The organism is Pseudomonas mucoides (assembly GCF_015461845.1).
Lineage (GTDB): Bacteria > Pseudomonadota > Gammaproteobacteria > Pseudomonadales > Pseudomonadaceae > Aquipseudomonas > Aquipseudomonas mucoides.
Genome location: NZ_JACOPW010000003.1, coordinates 79,412 through 95,438 on the forward strand (window position 1 = coordinate 79,412; position 16,027 = coordinate 95,438).

The following is a 16,027-nucleotide window of genomic DNA, read 5'->3' on the forward strand; positions in this document are numbered from 1 at the left end:
GTGCTCATGCCTGCGCTGAATCACCCCCGCCCCCACACTGAAACCCTGGCTAACGGCTTGCGGGTGACGCTGCGTCATGCCCCGAATTTGAAGCGCTGTGCGGCGGTGCTGCGCGTCGCGGCGGGCAGTCACGATGTGCCACTGGCGTGGCCCGGTCTGGCGCATTTTCTGGAGCATTTGCTGTTTCTCGGCACCGAGCGCTTTCCTGCAGGCCAGGGATTAATGGCCTACGTTCAGGGACATGGCGGTCAGGTCAACGCACGAACCAATGAGCGCACAACCGACTTCTTTGTCGAGTTGCCGACTCAGGCGTTTGCCGGTGGGCTGGAGCGTCTGTCAGACATGCTCGCTCATCCGCGTATGAATGCGGACGATCAGTTGCGGGAACGGGAAGTGCTGCACGCCGAGTTCCTCGCCTGGTCGCAGGATGCGGTGAAGCAACAGCAATTGGCGTTGTTCGATGGGCTTTCTTCGACGCATCCCTTGCGCGGCTTTCATGCCGGCAACCGCGATAGCCTGCCGGTGCCACAGCCTGAGTTTCAGCAAGCGTTGCAGGATTTCCATCAGCGGTTCTACCTCATCGGACAGATGACACTGAGCCTGGCCGGACCGCAGACTCTCGATGAGCTGCGTGAGATGGCTCAGCGTTTCGGCACCGGGATTCCAGTCGGGCAACGAGTCCCGCAACAAGCACCTGACGCGCTGATGAACGCTTCGCAAACAACTTATCACCAGGCTGGCGAGCGCCGGCTGGATCTTCTGTTCGCGTTCGAAGCGTTACCTGAGTCATCGCCTGAGGCACTGGCATTTCTGTGTCATTGGCTGAACGCCAAGAAACCCGGTGGGCTGGTGGCGACACTGCGAGAACAGGGTCTGGCCGACAGCCTGAACGCTGCGCCGCTGTATCAATTCGCCGGGCAAGCCTTGCTGCACATTGAATTCATAAACGCTCAATCGGAAAGCGTGATTCGCCAAACACTTCTCGACTGGCTGGGCTTTTTTGCCTCCCATCAAGACTGGCCCGGCTTGCGCGAAGAATACGCAGCCATGCTGCAACGCCAGCAGCAAGTCAGCGGTGCCTTGCAGTTGGCCCAACGGGACAGTGAGCAACTGGAGACCGGGTTATCCGCGCAGGGCGTTCTTGCTCTGAAAGACATCCTGAAGAAAATCGGTGCTGTGGATAACTTCAGCGGCGAATGGCAACTGCCGACGCCTAATCCGTTTTTACGCAGCGAAACGCCCGCGGCCAATGCCGGGCTGATTCGCGGCCAGACCAGCAAACACCGTGGTCTGCGCACGTTTGCCCAGGACCGCTCACGCAGTCGTCGTGAAAACTCCCCGATGCAGTTCAGTTCGGCGCTGCCAGATAACACCGATGAAGGCGCGATTTATCTGCGCTGGCGACTCGACTTCACACCTCTTGCCAGTCTTCAGTCGACATTGGAGAACCAGTTGAAACCTTTGCGCGAAGATGCGCATCAGGCCGGTGTCGACTTTTCCTTCAGCGCATCAGGCAAAGAATGGCTGCTGAAGATGACCGGGCTACAGGCACCGATGCCAACTGTCCTCGAACACGCATTGAAAGTGCTGACCACGCCAACAGCAGATTTCTCACAGAATGAACCGCCAAACACCCCATTGATGCCGATCAAGCAACTGCTGAAGGCGCTGCCTGGTCTTTGCCTTGAACCCGCGGCTGACTCAGGGGATTTGCAGCAGCTTTGGTCGAACGCACGTTGGGAAGGTCTGGCCGTTGGCCTGTCGGCACAGACCCAAGCGGCGATGGGTTTGGCGCTGAGCCGCGTGCCCGGTGTTGCGGATCAACCATCGGCGCCGTCCTCGATCAACGCGCAGCGTCTGTGGACAACTCTCGACGCCGACTCCAGCGAACACGCGCTGTTGCTGTTCTGTCCGACCGCCACGCAGGACATCGCCGACGAAGCCGCCTGGCGCCTGCTCGCGCACCTGTGCCAGACACCGTTCTATCAGCGCCTGCGGGTGGACTTGCAACTGGGCTATGCCGTGTTCAGCGCCTTGCGCCAGATCCATGGGCAGACCGGGCTTCTGTTCGGCGTGCAATCACCGAGCGTTGCACCGGCTGGGTTGCTGAAACACATCGAACACTTTCTAAGCGACTTGCCAGGCATGATCGAAGGCATGGACGAGGCGACGTTCACCGCCCAACGTCAATCCCTGGCAAACCAATTGGACCTGAACACTCTGCCCGCCCCTCAGGCCGCCGAACTGCTCTGGCAGGGCAAACTGGCTGGCCACTCGTCGGATTATCTGGAGCGTTTGCCTGAAACCATTTTGCTGATCGATCGCGACGCATTACTGGGCGCGGCAAAGCGATTGAATCAAGCGCTCGGCGGATGGTGCTGCCTGGCCACCGGCCCAAGCCCGAGCGCGGTTTGGCAAGCGACAAAATGATCATTACAGGCGCTGCAATTAGCTTTCTCAAAGTTTCACGGGCAACCACGCTGTAATTTTGAGTAACATAGCAACCTAACTATCTGAACATCTCCGGCTGGAGGTGGACTATATGTATAGACCTCAACTGTCCCATCACCTGAAGGAGCGCTCCCATGTCCTGGTCCAAACCCGCTTACACCGACCTGCGTATCGGCTTTGAAGTCACCATGTACTTCGCAAGCCGCTAATCTTTTTGTATCGCAGTGCCAACGCCTCGGCTCGCCGAGGCGTTTTTATTTTCAGTTTTCGAATGATGGAGCGGCCATGTTTGTCCAGATTCTAGGTTCCGCCGCCGGCGGCGGTTTCCCCCAGTGGAACTGCAACTGCGTGAACTGCGCCGGTTTTCGCGATGGCAGCCTGAACGCCAAGGCGCGGACCCAATCGTCCATCGCCATTTCCGATGATGGCGTGAACTGGGTGCTGTGCAACGCTTCGCCGGACATTCGCGCCCAACTCCAGAGTTTCGCCCCGATGCAACCGGGCCGGGCCCTGCGCGACACCGGCATCAGCGCGATCATCCTGATGGACAGCCAGATCGACCACACCACCGGCCTGCTCAGCCTGCGCGAAGGGTGTCCGCATCAGGTCTGGTGCACCGACATGGTCCATGAAGATTTGAGCACCGGTTTTCCGCTGTTCACCATGCTGACCCACTGGAACGGTGGGCTGGACTGGAACCGGATCGAGCTTGACCGCAGTTTCAGCATTGCGGCCTGCCCGAACCTGCGTTTCACCCCGCTGCCGCTGCGCAGCGCCGCCCCGCCCTATTCACCACACCGTTTCGATCCGCACCCCGGCGACAACATCGGCCTGATCGTTGAAGACCTGAGCACTGGCGGCAAGCTGTTCTACGCACCGGGGCTGGGCAAGGTCGACGCGCCGCTGCTCGAGATCATGGCCGGCAGCGATTGCCTGCTGGTGGACGGCACAATGTGGGACGACGACGAAATGCAGCGCCGTGGCGTCGGCACTCGCACCGGTCGGGAAATGGGCCATCTGGCACAGAACGGCCCCGGCGGCATGCTGGAAGTGCTGGAGCAATTGCCCAAGCAACGCAAGGTGCTTATCCACATCAACAACACCAATCCGATTCTGGATGAGGATTCGCCGGAGCGTGCCGAGCTGGTTCGGCGGGGTGTTGAAGTGGCGTATGACGGCATGAGTATTGTGCTTTAAGAGTCGAGACCGCTTTGCGGTCTATCGCGAGCGAGCTTGCTCGCGATGAGGCCGGCACAAGCGCTACACATCTACGGTCATACCCGGAGAACCGCAATGACCAACACCCCAATGTCCCCCGCCGAATTCGAGGCCGCCCTGCGCGCCAAAGGCGCCTATTACCACATCCATCACCCCTACCACGTGGCGATGTATGACGGCCGGGCGACCCGTGAGCAGATCCAGGGCTGGGTCGCCAACCGGTTCTACTATCAGGTGAACATTCCCCTGAAAGACGCCGCGATCCTCGCCAACTGCCCGGACCGCGAGATCCGTCGCGAGTGGATTCAACGCCTGCTCGACCACGACGGCGCCCCCGGCGAAGACGGCGGCATCGAAGCCTGGCTGCGTCTGGGCCAGGCCGTCGGCCTCGACCCGGATCAGTTGCGCTCCCAGGAACTGGTCCTGCCCGGCGTGCGTTTCGCCGTGGATGCCTACGTCAACTTCGCCCGCCGGGCCAGTTGGCAGGAAGCCGCCAGCAGCTCACTGACCGAACTGTTCGCACCGCAGATCCACCAATCGCGCCTGGACAGTTGGCCACAGCATTACCCGTGGATCGACCCGGCCGGCTACGAGTATTTCCGCACTCGCCTGGGCCAGGCGCGTCGCGATGTGGAACACGGTCTGGCGATCACCTTGCAGCACTACACGACGCGGGAAGGCCAGGAGCGCATGCTGGAAATTCTCCAGTTCAAACTGGACATTCTTTGGAGCATGCTCGATGCCATGAGCATGGCCTACGAACTGAAACGCCCGCCGTATCACAGCGTGACCGAACAACGGGTCTGGCACAAAGGAATCACCTTATGAGTTTCGACCGCAGCAAGACCCCGACCTGGCGAACCGGCTACCGTTTCCAGTACGAACCGGCGCAGAAAGGCCATGTGCTGCTGTACCCGGAAGGCATGATCAAACTCAATGAAAGCGCCGCGCTGATCGGCGGCTTGATCGACGGCGAACGCGATGTCGCTGCGATCATTGCCGAACTGGACAAGCAGTTCCCCGGCGTGCCCGAGCTCGGTGAAGACATCGAGCAATTCATGGAGGTCGCCCGTGCTCAGCACTGGATCGAACTTGCCTGATTCCGCGTCAGGCACGTTACCGCCCAAACCGGAAATCGGCCTGCCACTGTGGTTGCTGGCCGAGCTGACCTACCGCTGCCCGCTGCAATGCCCGTACTGCTCCAATCCACTGGACTTCGCCGAGCAAGGCAAAGAACTGAGCACAGAGCAGTGGATCAAGGTGTTCCGCGAAGCGCGGGAGATGGGCGCGGCGCAGTTGGGCTTTTCCGGTGGTGAACCGCTGGTGCGCCAGGACCTCGCCGAGTTGATTGCCGAGGCGCGCAAGCTGGGTTTCTACACCAACCTGATCACCTCTGGCATCGGCCTGACCGAACAGAAAATCAGCGACTTCAAGAAGGCCGGCCTGGACCATATCCAGATCAGCTTTCAGGCCAGCGATGAGCAGGTGAACAACCTGCTGGCCGGCTCGAAAAAAGCCTTTGCGCAGAAGCTGGAAATGGCCCGCGCGGTGAAAGCCCATGGCTATCCGATGGTGCTGAATTTCGTCACCCATCGGCACAACATCGACAAGATCGACCGCATCATCGAGCTGTGCATCGCCCTTGAGGCGGACTTCGTCGAGCTCGCCACCTGCCAGTTTTACGGTTGGGCGCAGCTCAACCGGGTCGGCCTTTTACCGACCAAGGAACAACTGGTCCGAGCCGAACGCATCACCAATGAATATCGCGCCAAGCTCGAAGCCGAAGGGCATCCGTGCAAGTTGATTTTCGTCACGCCGGACTATTACGAAGAGCGGCCGAAAGCCTGCATGAACGGTTGGGGCAGCATCTTTCTGACGGTCACGCCGGACGGCACCGCCCTGCCCTGCCATGGTGCCCGGCAGATGCCGGTGCAGTTTCCCAACGTGCGCGACCACAGCATGCAGCACATCTGGTACGACTCGTTTGGCTTCAATCGCTTTCGCGGTTACGACTGGATGCCCGAACCTTGCCGTTCCTGTGACGAGAAAGAAAAGGACTTCGGCGGCTGCCGCTGCCAGGCGTTCATGCTCACGGGTGATGCGAGCAATGCCGACCCGGTGTGCAGCAAATCCGAACATCACGGCGTGATCCTCAAGGCCCGCGAAGAAGCCGAGCACGCGACCCAGACCATTGAACAACTGGCCTTTCGCAATGAACGAAACTCACGCCTCATCGCAAAAAGCTGAGCCCTTCAGCGCGGCTAAAGCTGTCGCTGCCGGTGTCGATTTTGCCGAGTTGCAGGTCGGCCGCAATGGCTTGCTCTGGAACGAATACCGGCCTGAAGACGCCGCCTGCCGGATCTGGCATTGGCGCGATGGCCAGGCACATTGCCTGACCCCCGCGGGTTTCAGCGTACGCAGTCGGGTGTACGAATATGGCGGTGGCGCGTTTTGCCTGACCGATGACGGGATAGTGTTCGTCAACGAGGCGGACCAGCAGTTGTATCGGCAATCGCTGAAGGGTGAAACGCCCGAAGGGCTGACCTCAGGCGGATGCCGTTTCGGTGACCTGCAATTCGCCAACGGACAGGTTTTAGCGGTTGAAGAGAACCACGACCGGCATCGATTGGTGGCGATTGATGTGAAAGACGGCACGCGTCACCTGTTGGCAGAAGGTGCCGACTTCTATGCAGCGCCAACCCTGAGCCCAGACTCGCAACGCCTCGCGTGGATCGAGTGGAGCCGGCCGGATCAGCCCTGGACCGCGACGCGGCTGATGGTTGCCGAACGTCAGAGCGATGGCGGGTTTGCATCGCCACGCTGCGTGGCTGGCGAGGGTGTTCAGGAATCACTGCAACAGCCTCGATTCGATAACAGTGGTCGACTGCTTTGTCTGACGGACCGTGGCGGTTTCTGGCAGCCATGGGTGGAGTCTGCAGACGGTTTGAGCCCATTGCCCTGTGCCGCAGCGGATCATGGGCCGGCGCCCTGGCAACTCGGTGGTTGCACCTGGCTGCCTTTGGGTGAAGACAACTACCTGGCCAGTTGGACCGAACAGGGTTTCGGCCGCCTGGGTCTTTGCGGTGAAACCACCGAAGAGTTCACCAGTGACTACAGTCGCTTCCGCCATCTGGCACTGGATGAGCAGTTCATTTATTGCATCGCTGCATCGCCAATCAGTTCATCGGCGGTGATCGCCATCGACCGCCACAGCCGACAGGTCAAGGTACTGGCCGGCGGGATTGCCCCGTTACCCGCCGAGCTGATCAGCGTCCCGCAAACCCTGTGCTACCCGAGCGGTTCAGGTGAAGCCCACGGTTTCTACTATCCAGCAATGAACGGGGATGCAACGCCGCCGCTGGTGGTGTTCATTCACGGCGGCCCAACATCGGCGTGCTACCCGATGCTCGATCCGCGCATTCAATACTGGGCGCAACGCGGTTTTGCCGTGGCCGATCTCAACTACCGAGGCAGCAGCGGCTATGGTCGGGCTTATCGCCAGGCACTGCATTTGAGTTGGGGCGACGTCGATGTTGAAGACGCCTGTGCGGTGGTCGCCCATCTCGCCGAACGTGGATTGGTCGACGGTGGAAAGGCGTTCATTCGCGGCGGCAGTGCTGGCGGCTACACCACTCTTTGTGCGCTGGCGTTTCAGAAGGTGTTCCGCGCCGGCGCCAGTTTGTACGGCGTCAGCGATCCCGTGGCATTGGGGCGTGCCACACACAAATTCGAAGGCGATTATCTGGACTGGCTGATCGGCGATCCGGTGCTGGATGCTGAGCGCTATGCCGCGCGCACGCCGCTGCTGCATGCGAGCAACATCAGCGTGCCGGTGATTTTCTTTCAAGGGGAACTGGACGCCGTGGTCGTGCCGCAACAGACCCGAGACATGGTTACGGCGCTGCGGGACAACGGCATTCTGGTTGAAGCGCATTACTACGCAGACGAACGCCATGGCTTTCGCAAGGCGGGCAATCAGGCGCATGCGCTGGAGCAGGAGTGGTTGTTTTATCGGCGGGTGATGGAGCTTGGGGACACTGCCTGATTAGCAGCGCGAGCAAGCTCGCTCCCACAGGGATTTCTGTACACCTTAGATCCAATGTTGGAGTGAGCCAGCTCGCGATAGCGGCCTATCTGACCCAGCAAACCTCAGCGCTTGGCGATGATATAAACCGCATGCACGATCCCCGGGATATAACCGCACAACGTCAGCAGAATATTCAGCCAGAACGCGCCGGCGAATCCGACTTGCAGAAACACACCCAATGGCGGCAATAGAATGGCGATGATGATTCGAATAAAGTCCATGGGGCAGCTCCTGATGGGAAGTGGCTCGTGTGAGCCCTACAGTTAATCGACCTGTGCCGTTCGTCAGGGTTCAGTCCCTTCCCCCTTCAGCCAAAACTTCGCCGTGCTTTGCGGACAAAAAAACGCCCCACGCGAAAAGAATCAAACGTGGGGCGATGCGTTATTACCGCGAGACGGTTCTGGAATGTGCGTGGGACAGGTCTGATCAGACCGCAATCCCTTTACGGCACTGCAATTGCGCGGTGCGTACACGGGAGAAGGCGCGAGTCAGGCGCAGAAGCATTTCGTCGATGTTGGCGTTGCTGACCGTCAGTGCGGGGGTGAAGCGCAGGCAGTCGGGTTGCGGGGCGCTGAGCAACAGGCCTTCGTACAGCGCAGCATTGACCACGGCGTCGGCCGAATCGTCCGACAGCGTCAGCCCCCAAAGCAGCCCTTGCCCACGCAATTCGCCGTGGCCATAACGATGAGCCAGACGCCCGAGGCCTTCACTCAGGTGCTGCCCGGCTTCCCTGACATGCTCAAGAAATCCCTTGTCCTGCACGCTGTCGAGTACCGCCAGCCCGGCCGCTGTCATCAGGGCATTGCCGTGATGGGTGCCGCTCAATTCGCCGATCTCGAAACAGCAGGCCTTGCCTCGCGCCAGCAACGCAGCGAGCGGCACGCCACCGCCCAGCCCTTCGCCGAGGACGACAATATCTGCCCGAACGCCGTAGGACTGTTCTGCGAGTAAGGCGCCGCAACGCCCGATACCGCTTTGCACTTCGTCGAGAATCAGCAGAATCCCCAGCTCACGACACAGGCGCTCCACACCCTTGAGGTAATGCTCGGTGGCCGGGATCACTCCCGCCGCGTTCTGGATCGGCTCAAGCATGATGGCTACGGTCCCGGCGTCGACCGCTGCATGCATTGCCGCCAGATCATTGAAGGGAACGGGGTGAAAATCCGCCAGCGTTCCGAAACCACGGCCTGGGCAGCCGTTGCCGACCATGATGATGCGCGAAGCCCCACCGCGATAGCGTTGGCCCCACTTACACGCCAGTTTGATCGCCGCATCACACGCTTCGCGGCCACTGTTGAGCAGGTACGCCTGATCGCTGCCAGTGGCGCTGCAGAGGCGCCCGGCAAGGTTGAGCATGCCGCGATTGTGCACAGCAAAACCGGGATTGATCAGTGATTGAGCCTGTTGCGAAATCGCCTGGACCACTGCCGAGGGACTGTGCCCCAGGCTGTTGGCCCCCCCACCTTGAGTGAAATCCAGGTAAGCGCGGTCATCGCTGTCCCACAACCAGGAGCCTTGACCACGCACGAAAATCTGTTTCGGCCGCTCGACGCTGGGCATCAGGTACTCGCTGGAAAGATTGTCGCGGTGGGATGGCTGGAAAGTGTCCACCGCCAGGTCATCAAGACTCGGCGGATGACGCCGCAAATTGAACAGATTCATCCAAAAAAACCTCGATTGAGGTTTTTTGCCTTACCTATGCAAACACCTTCGGCGCAAACGATATTCATCGCGTTCTATGGCCCTGTAAGCCTTGTGAATGCGGTTAGACTAGGCGCTTGCACGGCCTTGAGCCATTTCGATTTCCGAGTATTTTCGATAAGCGCACCTTATGGATTTCAAGCAACTGCGTTATTTCGTCGCGGTCTACGAAGAAGGCCACGTCGGCCGGGCCGCCGAGCGGCTTTCAATCTCTCAGCCGGCGTTGTCCCAGCAGATTCGCCATCTGGAACAGAACCTCGATGTGAGCCTGTTTGAGCGCAGCAGCAAACGCCTGTTGCCCACCCTGGCCGCTCACACCTTGTATAACCACGCAGTGCCACTACTCGACGGCATGCAGCGGGCACGCGAGGCATTGGGCAATTTCAAGGGACAGGCGCTACGCACATTGGCCATCGGTGTACTGCAAACCGTGCACACCAGCCTGGTGCCGCAGATGCTCGAACGCGTGCGCAAGGCTCAACCGCACCTGGTGGTGCAGATCTACGAACTGACCGGGCTGGAAATCGAGCGACGACTGCTTAATGGTTCGCTGGACATCGGCATCAGTTACCTGCCGCCGCGTCAGCCAGGGTTGCATGGCGTGATGCTGTACGAAGATGAGCTGACCCTGGTCATCCCCGCCGATCACCCGCTGCGCGAATTCAAGAAAGTCTCCATGAGTCAGGCCGCCGAATTACCGATGCTGTTGCTGGGAGAAGAGTTCCAGGTGCGACAGATCTGGCAGACGCAACTGGCCAGCCTCGGCAGGCGCCCGCAGGTGCAGGCTGAGTTGAACAACATGGCGGGGATTCTCGACAGCTTGCCACATACCCGGCTGGCGACTGTGCTGCCCGGGCGCTCGCAAAAGGCGCTCGGCAATAACGAACTGCTGTGGAAACCGCTGACTGAGCCGCGGGTGCCGCTGAAAGTCGGATTGGTCTGCCGGGATGTACAGCGGCAACAGACCTCGATGGCCTTGTTACGCACGCTGCTGGAGGACGTGATGAACGGGCCCGAGGAACGCTTGAACAGCTCGAAAACCCTCGACGAGTTGAGCTGAACACTTTTCTGCGGGCAAAAGAAAACCCCGCCGAAGCGGGGCTTTGCAGACTGTTTCCCTGACATCCATTTCACTCCGCCGTCCTGGCAGAATCCTACGTGTCCGTGTTGTTGCTTTGCGCTTCCTGCGCGACGTCCATGTGAAGTAGATTAGCTGTGGATCCAATCTACGCCTATGGGAAAACAGCAGCACGTCATGTAAGAGAATGCTTACATGACGTCACATCTGTCAGAACTGCGCAGCATCCAGCAAAAACAGTGACTCGCTACCCGCCTTCACCGACGCGCTCAACGAGTGAATGCGTGGCAACAGACGGGCGAAATAGAAGCGCGCCGTGCCCAGCTTGCTGGCGTAAAAATCGTCCTGCTCTTCTTTACCCTGCGCGGCTTTGGCCATCAACGCCCACATGTAGGCGTACGCCACGTAACCGAAGGTTTGCAGGTACTCGACCGACGCCGCGCCGATTTCATTCGGATTGTTTTTCGCGCGGTCGAGCAACCAGGCAGTCAGCTCGTCGAGGGTGGTCACGGCGTCGTTCAGCGGCTTGGTGAACTCGGCCAGATCGGCGCTGGCGGTCGCGGTGAAGTGACGGATCTCGTCAGCGAACAAGTTATAGAAAGCCCCCCCGGTACCGACAATCTTGCGCCCGACCAGGTCCAGCGCCTGGATGCCGTTGGTGCCTTCGTAAATCTGGGTGATGCGCACGTCGCGCACCAATTGTTCCTGGCCCCACTCACGGATGTAACCGTGGCCGCCAAACACCTGCTGGCCGTGGACGGTGGTTTCCAGACCGAGGTCGGTCAGGAACGCCTTGGCCACTGGGGTCAGCAACGCCACCAGATCTTCAGCGCGCTTGCGGGTGGTCGCGTCTTCACTGAACTTGGCGGTGTCCAGTTGCATGGCGACGTAAGTCGAGAAGGCACGGCCGCCTTCGTTCGAGGCTTTCATGGTCAGCAGCATACGACGCACGTCCGGGTGGACGATGATCGGGTCGGCGACTTTGTCTTTGTTCTGCGCACCGGTTGGCGAACGGCTTTGCAGACGATCGCGAGCGTATTCAACGGCGTTCTGGTACGAGCGCTCACCGGTGGCCAGGCCCTGGATACCGACACCCAGACGCTCGTAGTTCATCATGGTGAACATCGCCGCCAGGCCTTTGTTCGGCTCGCCGACCAGATAACCCACAGCTTCGTCGAAGTTCATCACGCAAGTCGCGGACGCCTGGATGCCCATCTTGTGTTCGATCGAACCGCAGTTCGCCGGGTTGCGTGCGCCCAGGCTGCCGTCGGCATTGACCCTGTACTTCGGCACCAGGAACAGCGAAATGCCTTTCGGACCAGCCGGTGCGTCCGGCAGTTTGGCCAGCACCAGGTGAATGATGTTTTCGGTCAGGTCGTGCTCGCCACCGGTGATGAAGATCTTGGTGCCGCTGACTTTGTAGGAACCGTCGGCCTGAGGTTCAGCCTTGGTGCGGATGATCCCCAGGTCAGTACCGGCGTGTGGCTCGGTCAGGCACATGGAACCGGCCCAGATGCCGGCGTACATGTTCGGCAGGTACGCGGCTTTCAGCTCGTCACTGGCGTGGGCGTTGATCGACAGGCAGGCGCCGGCCGTCAGCATCGGGTACAGACCGAACGATAGGCTGGCGGAGTTGACCATTTCTTCGACCTGAGCCGAAACAGCCTTGGGCATGCCCATGCCGCCGTAGGTCGGATCACCGCCGACGCCAACCCAACCGCCTTCAGCGTAAGTCTGATAAGCCTGTGGGAAACCTGCCGGCGTGGTGACGGCACCGTCCGCCCAATGGCAACCTTCTTCGTCAGCTGCACGGCTCAGGGGCGCGATGCTTTTGCTGGTGACTTTGCCGGCTTCTTCAAGAATGGCTTCGACGGTTTCCGCATCAACGGTCTCGGCCAGCGCGGGCAGTTCGGCCCACAGTTTGGTGACCTCGAAAACTTCATTGAGAACGAAGCGCATATCGCGCAGCGGCGCTTTGTAGTCAGCCATGGCAAACCTCGCAAGATCTAAACAGGTGATTCGTAGGGTGGTGCATTCGTTGGGTCCGAGTGTAACCCAACAACTTTTACGACACATAGGGTCAGCCCATGACCGTTTTGTAATGATTGGTCATTGACTATCGGGTCATAAAAAAAGCCCGCGGTTACGCGAGCTTTCTTTGTTGCTCATCTAAAAGGCTAAAGTGCAAACAACTCCGCCGGCAATTTCATCAGGCAATCACTGCCCGCTTCGATGGCGGCCCGATGAGCGGCTGTGCGTGGCAGCAATCGCTTGAAGTAAAACTCGTTGGTCGCGAGTTTGCCCTGGCAATAATCGGCATCACCGCTCCCCGAATCGAGTTGCGTCTGAGCCACCAGCGCCATGCGCAGCCACAGGTAGCCGAGGATGATGTAACCGCTGTACATCAAGTAGTCCACGGATGCCGCGCCGACTTCGTCCGCATTCTTCATCGCGGCCATGCCGACCTGGGTGGTCAGCTCGCCCCACTGCTGATTCAGCGTGTTGAGTTGCGCCACATAGCTGCCAAGCTGCGGGTGTTCAGCGTTCGCCGCACAGAACTTATGGACGATTTTGGTGAAGCCACGCAGCAGTTTGCCCTGACTGCCGAGCACCTTGCGCCCGAGCAAATCCAGCGCCTGGATACCGTTGGTGCCTTCGTAGATCGGCGCAATCCGGCAGTCGCGGACCAACTGTTCCATGCCCCATTCACGAATGAACCCGTGCCCGCCAAACACCTGCATGCCATGGTTGGTCACTTCCAGCCCGGTATCAGTCATGAAGGCCTTGCAGATCGGCGTCAGGAAGGCCAGCAGGTCTTCGGCGTCCTGGCGAGCGCTTTCATCCGCGCTCAGGTGCGCCACGTCCAGCAACTGCGCGGTGAAGTAAGTCAGTGCTCGGTTGCCCTCGTTGAAGGCTTTCATGGTGAGCAACATCCGACGCACGTCCGGGTGGACGATGATCGGGTCGGCGGCTTTCTCCGGTGCTTTCGGGCCGGTCAGGGAGCGCATTTGCAGGCGGTCGTTGGCGTATTTGATCGCGCCCTGGAAGCTCGCTTCGCCCAGACACAAACCCTGCATCCCGGTGCCGAGGCGCGCGTGGTTCATCATGGTGAACATGCAGTTCAGGCCTTTATTCGGCTCCCCGATCAAGAAACCCTTGGCGCCATCGAAGTTCAGGACGCACGTCGCCGAAGCCTTGATGCCCATCTTGTGTTCGATCGAACCGCAGGAAACGCCATTGCGCTCGCCCGCCTCACCCTCGGCATCGGGCAGGAATTTAGGCACGATAAACAGCGAGATGCCGCGGGTGCCCGCCGGCGCGTCCGGCAGTTTCGCCAGCACCAGGTGAATGATGTTGTCGCTCATGTCGTGCTCGCCGGCGGAGATGAAAATCTTGCTGCCGGAGATCGCGTAGCTGCCATCGGCTGAAGGCACGGCGCGGGTCTTGATAATGCCCAGGTCGGTGCCGCAATGGGCTTCGGTCAGGCACATGGTACCGGTCCATTGGCCCGCGGTGAGTTTGCTCAGGTAGGTGTTTTTCTGGTCTTCGGTGCCGTGGGCGTGGATCGCCGACATCGCGCCGTGGGTCAGGCCCGGGTACATGCCCCACGAGGTGTTGCTGGAACCGACCATTTCGCTGATCACCAGACCCAACGAACTCGGCAAGCCCTGGCCGCCGTATGCCGGGTCCGCCGCCAGACCATGCCAGCCGCCCTCGACGTATTGTGCGAAAGCCTGCTTGAAGCCTGTAGGCGTTGTCACCACGCCATTGTCGAAATGGCAGCCCTCTTCGTCACCGCTGCGATTCAATGGGGCCAGAACGTTCTCACAGAACTTCGCGCCCTCTTCGAGGATGGCGTTGATCATGTCCGGGCTGGCCTCGGAGGCGCCCAGCGCAGCGTAGTTGCTGTGGAAGTCGAAGACGTGGTCGATCAGAAAGCGCATGTCGCGCAGGGGAGCTTTGTACTCAGGCATGGTCGTTTCTCCGTCAGCAGAGGCTTCAAACCTACTGCCGGCCACCACGCCTCACAATCACAGTCCAGACGCTGAATGCGCCATCATCACTCAACCCGCGGCGGCGTCCATTCGCACGGCGCCACGACGGGTCTGACCGAACGCCACCACGCAGTTTCGTCCGGCGCCCTTGGCGCTGTAGAGCGCTTCGTCCGCCGACTTGAGCACCTTTTCAGGGGTGCGCTGCTCGACGCGTTCGGCGACACCGATGCTGACCGTGACCGACACACTTGAAGCCCCAGGACCCGAGCGACGCTGACGACCTTGCTGGTCGTCCTGAGGCCGGTTGTCCTGATTGCGCAGCTGAATATTGTAGGTCGCGATGGATTCGCGGATGACTTCCAGGTGCGGCATGCACTCTTCGAGCGTCTTGCCTGCGAACACCAGTGCAAATTCCTCACCGCCGTAACGATAGGCCCTACCGCCGCCGCCGATTTTCGACAGTTTGCTGGCGACCAGTCGCAGCACTTGGTCGCCGACATCGTGACCGTGAGTGTCGTTGAATTTCTTGAAGTGATCGACGTCGCTCATGGCCAGCACGTAATTACGCCCCAGGCGCTGCATCCGCTCGTTCAAGGCGCGCCGGCCCGGCAGCCCGGTGAGTTCGTCGCGGAAGGCCATTTGGTAGGCCTCATGGGCGACCGCCGCGGCAATCATCAGCATCACCTGACTGCACATGATGTTGAGGGTAAACGGAAGAATGAAGGTTTTCGGCAGCGCCCAGAACAACCCGAGCAAACCCACCAGTTGAGCGGCATGCAACGGTCGCGGGTTGCGCCAGTATTGCCAGCTCAGCAACAGGAACGACGCGAGGAACACCGGATAAGACAGCTGGATCAGGCTCATCCAGGCGCCATGCAGCGCTGGCCAGCGGATTTCCGACAGCCACATCAGCAAGGCCTGTGGGTAACTTTGCTCCAGCCCCAACGCGACACTGCCGACGGCCAGCAATACCGCGAAGCGCGCCACCATGTCCTGAAACAAATGCGTGCGTTCCTGCCAGGCCCCGAACACCCCGAACAACAGCGGCAGCAACAGGCAACACAGATGGAAAACCACGGCGGCGTCTTCACGGACTTTGCCGTTGTCGCGGTAATAGTCGGTCTGGGTATCGAGCAAAAAGTAGGCGATGTACACCGTGACCATCAGAAACAGCTCGCGCTGACGTCGGTAAACCGCGCAATACGCACCACCGAGCAACAGCACCAACGTCGGCAGGACGTTGAACAGCGAGGTGAAGAATACGTTCAGTTCCTTGATGTAGGCAGCCGCAAGCCCCGCAAGTAAAAGCAGTAACGACGGTAGGAAATGGCTGAAACGCACAGCGGAAGAACGCGGCAAGGGTAAAGCTCCGACCGTCACGACAATAGATGGCATTGTGCCCACCTACTGTAACGGCAGAAACGTCGACTTACTGAGCGAAATGTCAGGTTTTTTTAGCGGGTGCATGACTGGCCGCGAACAGCGCGGCCAGTCACC

General features: G+C 60.0%; 13 protein-coding genes. 8 read left to right on the forward strand and 5 right to left on the reverse strand.

The genetic code is table 11. The annotated features are described in order from the left end of the window. The first annotated feature begins 6 nt into the window (after nucleotides 1-6). From pqqF to H8F22_RS15280, 7 genes are all read left to right on the forward strand, one after another. Entirely contained in the window at nucleotides 7-2,430 is a 2,424-nt protein-coding gene (gene pqqF, locus H8F22_RS15250; RefSeq protein WP_194940416.1) for a pyrroloquinoline quinone biosynthesis protein PqqF, read from the forward strand. Between the two features lie 155 nt (nucleotides 2,431-2,585). Further along, entirely contained in the window at nucleotides 2,586-2,660 is a 75-nt protein-coding gene (gene pqqA, locus H8F22_RS15255) for a pyrroloquinoline quinone precursor peptide PqqA (RefSeq protein WP_009045898.1), read from the forward strand. A gap of 76 nt (nucleotides 2,661-2,736) precedes the next feature. Next, nucleotides 2,737-3,648 (forward strand): pyrroloquinoline quinone biosynthesis protein PqqB, encoded by a 912-nt coding sequence (gene pqqB / locus H8F22_RS15260; RefSeq protein ID WP_027926710.1) that lies wholly within the window; start codon nucleotides 2,737-2,739, stop codon nucleotides 3,646-3,648. Between the two features lie 96 nt (nucleotides 3,649-3,744). Continuing rightward, nucleotides 3,745-4,497 carry a pyrroloquinoline-quinone synthase PqqC gene (gene pqqC / locus H8F22_RS15265; protein ID WP_027926709.1) on the forward strand — a complete coding sequence of 251 codons (753 nt, stop codon included), beginning with the start codon at nucleotides 3,745-3,747 and terminating at the stop codon, nucleotides 4,495-4,497. Next, a complete protein-coding gene (pqqD, locus tag H8F22_RS15270) occupies nucleotides 4,494-4,769 on the forward strand; it encodes a pyrroloquinoline quinone biosynthesis peptide chaperone PqqD (protein ID WP_027926708.1) in 276 nt (91 codons plus the stop codon). The genes pqqC and pqqD overlap by 4 nt, the downstream gene beginning before the upstream one ends. After that, entirely contained in the window at nucleotides 4,762-5,916 is a 1,155-nt protein-coding gene (gene pqqE / locus H8F22_RS15275; protein ID WP_177327636.1) for a pyrroloquinoline quinone biosynthesis protein PqqE, read from the forward strand. Before pqqD ends, pqqE begins: the two co-directional genes overlap by 8 nt. Then, the gene (locus H8F22_RS15280) at nucleotides 5,882-7,714 is read left to right on the forward strand and encodes a S9 family peptidase (protein ID WP_027926706.1); all 1,833 of its coding nucleotides are present in this window, start codon (nucleotides 5,882-5,884) and stop codon (nucleotides 7,712-7,714) included. Before pqqE ends, H8F22_RS15280 begins: the two co-directional genes overlap by 35 nt. Nucleotides 7,715-7,818: 104 nt before the next feature. Here H8F22_RS15280 and H8F22_RS15285 read toward each other — a convergent pair whose 3' ends face one another. Together H8F22_RS15285 and H8F22_RS15290 are read right to left on the reverse strand one after the other, a co-directional pair. Further along, complete coding sequence (locus tag H8F22_RS15285) at nucleotides 7,819-7,977, reverse strand: YqaE/Pmp3 family membrane protein (protein ID WP_007904205.1); 159 nt, start codon at nucleotides 7,975-7,977, stop codon at nucleotides 7,819-7,821. 205 nt (nucleotides 7,978-8,182) lie between these two features. Further along, nucleotides 8,183-9,418, reverse strand: coding sequence for an aspartate aminotransferase family protein (locus H8F22_RS15290; RefSeq protein ID WP_027926705.1), 1,236 nt, complete (start codon nucleotides 9,416-9,418; stop codon nucleotides 8,183-8,185). A gap of 169 nt (nucleotides 9,419-9,587) precedes the next feature. Between H8F22_RS15290 and H8F22_RS15295 the strand changes: the two genes are divergently transcribed. Beyond that, nucleotides 9,588-10,517 carry a LysR family transcriptional regulator gene (locus H8F22_RS15295; RefSeq protein ID WP_027926704.1) on the forward strand — a complete coding sequence of 310 codons (930 nt, stop codon included), beginning with the start codon at nucleotides 9,588-9,590 and terminating at the stop codon, nucleotides 10,515-10,517. A 228-nt stretch (nucleotides 10,518-10,745) separates the two neighbouring features. Here H8F22_RS15295 and H8F22_RS15300 read toward each other — a convergent pair whose 3' ends face one another. The 3 genes from H8F22_RS15300 to H8F22_RS15310 form a co-directional block, all read right to left on the reverse strand. Beyond that, a complete protein-coding gene (locus H8F22_RS15300; protein ID WP_059182061.1) occupies nucleotides 10,746-12,524 on the reverse strand; it encodes an acyl-CoA dehydrogenase C-terminal domain-containing protein in 1,779 nt (592 codons plus the stop codon). A 188-nt stretch (nucleotides 12,525-12,712) separates the two neighbouring features. After that, entirely contained in the window at nucleotides 12,713-14,509 is a 1,797-nt protein-coding gene (locus tag H8F22_RS15305; RefSeq protein ID WP_059182060.1) for an acyl-CoA dehydrogenase C-terminal domain-containing protein, read from the reverse strand. 90 nt (nucleotides 14,510-14,599) lie between these two features. Beyond that, on the reverse strand, nucleotides 14,600-15,889 hold the full coding sequence (locus H8F22_RS15310) for a GGDEF domain-containing protein (protein ID WP_027926701.1): 1,290 nt from the start codon (nucleotides 15,887-15,889) through the stop codon (nucleotides 14,600-14,602). Nucleotides 15,890-16,027: the final 138 nt, after the last annotated feature.